Origin of the sequence: Furfurilactobacillus siliginis (genome assembly GCF_001437435.1) — a bacterium.
Taxonomy (GTDB): Bacteria; Bacillota; Bacilli; order Lactobacillales; family Lactobacillaceae; genus Furfurilactobacillus; species Furfurilactobacillus siliginis.
In genome coordinates this window covers 1-2,754 of sequence record NZ_JQCB01000008.1, presented here as the reverse complement: position 1 = coordinate 2,754, position 2,754 = coordinate 1, and the positions used below count along the sequence as shown (strand labels likewise).

3 protein-coding genes are annotated in these 2,754 nt (G+C 43.5%); all 3 read left to right on the top strand.

Going from position 1 to position 2,754, the window contains the following annotated elements; translation table 11 throughout:
* The first annotated feature begins 345 nt into the window (after positions 1–345).
* Genes IV55_RS06565 through IV55_RS06555 form a run of 3 tightly spaced genes read left to right on the top strand, consistent with a single transcriptional unit; the run spans position 346 to position 2,710 of the window.
* Positions 346–1,119, top strand: coding sequence for a hypothetical protein (locus IV55_RS06565; protein WP_057810560.1), 774 nt, complete (start codon positions 346–348; stop codon positions 1,117–1,119).
* A gap of 15 nt (positions 1,120–1,134) precedes the next feature.
* The gene (locus IV55_RS06560) at positions 1,135–1,629 is read left to right on the top strand and encodes a hypothetical protein (RefSeq protein WP_057810558.1); all 495 of its coding nucleotides are present in this window, start codon (positions 1,135–1,137) and stop codon (positions 1,627–1,629) included.
* Positions 1,619–2,710, top strand: coding sequence for a glycosyltransferase family 2 protein (locus IV55_RS06555; RefSeq protein WP_083483956.1), 1,092 nt, complete (start codon positions 1,619–1,621; stop codon positions 2,708–2,710). Before IV55_RS06560 ends, IV55_RS06555 begins: the two co-directional genes overlap by 11 nt.
* The last annotated feature ends 44 nt before the right edge of the window (positions 2,711–2,754 follow it).

Sequence of the window (2,754 nt, the reverse complement as noted above, 5' to 3'; positions counted from 1 at the left end):
CCTACCGGATTGAAGACCAATCCGTACGGCAGTTCTAGGTCTTGCTCACGACTTCCCAATTTTTGTTCCACTCTCAAAGATTGTGCGGTGTCTTCATACAAATCAAGCGAAGATTATTTTTTGCATCATATATAAGATCCATTTTAATTGTTCTGTTGGCCATTTAAAAAGCGCCTTTCCTGAGCCTAAAATTTCTTTCGTGTGAAGTAGGCATAAAAATTGCTAATAAATAAGTTGTGCACTATGATAACTGTTCGCAATTAAAAGTTTTAGTAGCTAAATGATTGAGATGTGTTAAGGTAGTGTTTGCGAATTTTATGACAGGCATAAGGAGCAGCTTAAACAATGATGACATTATGGATGAAACTACTGTATTTAACGGGCTTTGCACTAATTATTATGTTAGTGACATTAGCCATTTATTATGTCTGGTCAATGGACTTTAATAAACACCCAAATTACAAACAACCAGTCCGTTATTTTATCCAACCACAAATTGATGCAAGACGAAACATCACTGGCTATGAATGTTTGCCCGGCGAACAGGTAAATGATACTTGGCAACCATTGGCGGCTGATGCAGTGGTACCGTTACGACAGGTGATTAATCTACTAGACAACGCACTGTCAGCCGTGCCAAAAGAAGCAAGTACACTAACTGTACATTTGACACCCAGCCAGCTGATGAGCCGCGATTTTCCTTACTTTGCTAAGTGGGCAGTTAGCAAGGCGGCGCCGCTGACACTGGTAGCAGAAGTAACGATCGAAGGCCGCATGTTGCCACTACATCGTCACCGGTTTAATCGGTTGATCAATGACGCGAAAAACGAAGGCCTGGAATTGAGCCTCACCATTTTGGATGCACCACAGCGTCCACATACGATCGACTGGGTGTTACCAGTTATCGACGAAGTGCGTGTATCGGCTGCAGCTTTGACTGGCGAAACACCTGGTAGTGAAATGGCCGTTTGGGAAGAAGTTGCCAATGGGGATGATTATCGATTGGTTGTAACAAATATTAAAACGCCGGCTGAACAGCAATTGGCCCGGCAGTTAAATGATGTTCGGTTACAAGGTCCTTTGATTGGACAGCCACAGGATCCAGCAACGGCATGTTAATAATGAGGTAGATAAATGAAAGAAGAACCACGTACCTACGCGGACAACTATTTTAGTCGTGGGCATCAGGGACTAAAGATTTGGCAGACGCTGGTGGTCATCTTTGGTTGGGTATTATTAGTGATACCATTAGTCTTTGTGACTGGCGGTTTACTGCAGGGGTGGCCGCATACGATTTGGCAGCACGCACACAATAGAAGTAATATCTTAGCAACCATTATGATTTTGTTATTTGCTTTCGTGTTAGCTGGTATGTTTAGTATCACGGCGACGTTGATTCAAAATCGTCGACGCAAGCGAATTGTACGGCAGTGGCCAACGTTCAATTTACAAACAACAACAGCTAAGACAGATGCGTTAGAAAAATATATGACCACGAAATTTGGTTCTGAAGAAGAGCGACTAAACGTTCGTAATTATCAAGTTCAGCCAGAACAAAATTTAGACACCGATACGTTCCAAAAGATTATTAGCGCCCAGAATAGGGAGGCTAAAAAGGATGCAGATTAGTCTTACAGAATTACTGACCGATGTCCAAAATCTGGGGTACGGTGCGTTTATCCTCCTCTGTTTTTACCCAATCCTAGGTGCGATGATCTGGTTTTGGGGTGCGACGTCTTATCATTTATTCAAACGCGATAAGGGTGAAAATGATTGGCGAATCTTGCAGCCTTCTGAACAGCCTTTTGTAACGATTATGATTCCCGCGCATAACGAAGAGGTTATGCTGGAATCGACTATCACCTACCTTTTTGAAGAGTTGAATTACACAAACTTTGAGGTATTGGTATTGAATGATGGTTCAACGGATCGTACAAAGGCGATTATTCTTGAATTGGAAAAACGGTATCCACGGTTACGGATGTTGGAAGTGGTTGCTAACAAAGGGAAGGCCCATGCATTCAACATTGGAACGTTCTTTGCAAAAGGCGACTACTTATTGAGTAACGATGCGGATACCGTTCCAGAACCGGATGCGCTGATGAAATACATGAATTATTTCATTCATGACGCCGATTTGAATACGGCAGCAGTGACCGCGAACATGGATGTCGCTAATCGGACGACGCTGCTGGGAAAGTCACAGACAGTGGAGTTCTCTAGCATTGTCGGTGTGATCAAACGTAGTCAGACAGCCATTAATGATTCGATGTATGCGTACAGTGGTGCCAATACGTTGTACCGCAAGTCCCTTTTAATGGCTGCCGGCGGTTTTCGGCAAGACCGGGCGACTGAAGATATTAGTATTGCCTGGGATCATCAGATGCTAGGTGCGGTACCAAGATTTGCGCCGAATGTGATTTTTCACATGAACGTTCCTGAAACGGTGAAAGATTTATTTCATCAACGTCAACGCTGGGCACAAGGTGGTACAGAAGTCTGGCTTGCAAACTTTGGCGGCTTTGTTCGCCATCCGTTTAAGCACCGCTACCAGTTCTCAATGTTTATCGATACAACGTTGTCGGTGATCTGGGCGTTTTTCTTCATGATCAGTACGGCGATATATCTGCTAACGATCGGGGTTTTGGCAGTCAATCAGCAATGGTCGACCATCGGCAATATGTTTCAATACTCATTAGGTAGATTGTAAAATTAATCCGAACGCTGTTCGGACAAAAAAGATCAGCTTCCTTT

What these genes read in the sequence shown, in the direction of transcription:
- IV55_RS06565 (WP_057810560.1), top strand. Translation starts at nt 346, where the DNA reads ATGATGACATTATGGATGAAACTACTGTATTTAACGGGCTTTGCACTA.
- IV55_RS06560 (WP_057810558.1), top strand. Translation starts at nt 1,135, where the DNA reads ATGAAAGAAGAACCACGTACCTACGCGGACAACTATTTTAGTCGTGGG.
- IV55_RS06555 (WP_083483956.1), top strand. Translation starts at nt 1,619, where the DNA reads ATGCAGATTAGTCTTACAGAATTACTGACCGATGTCCAAAATCTGGGG.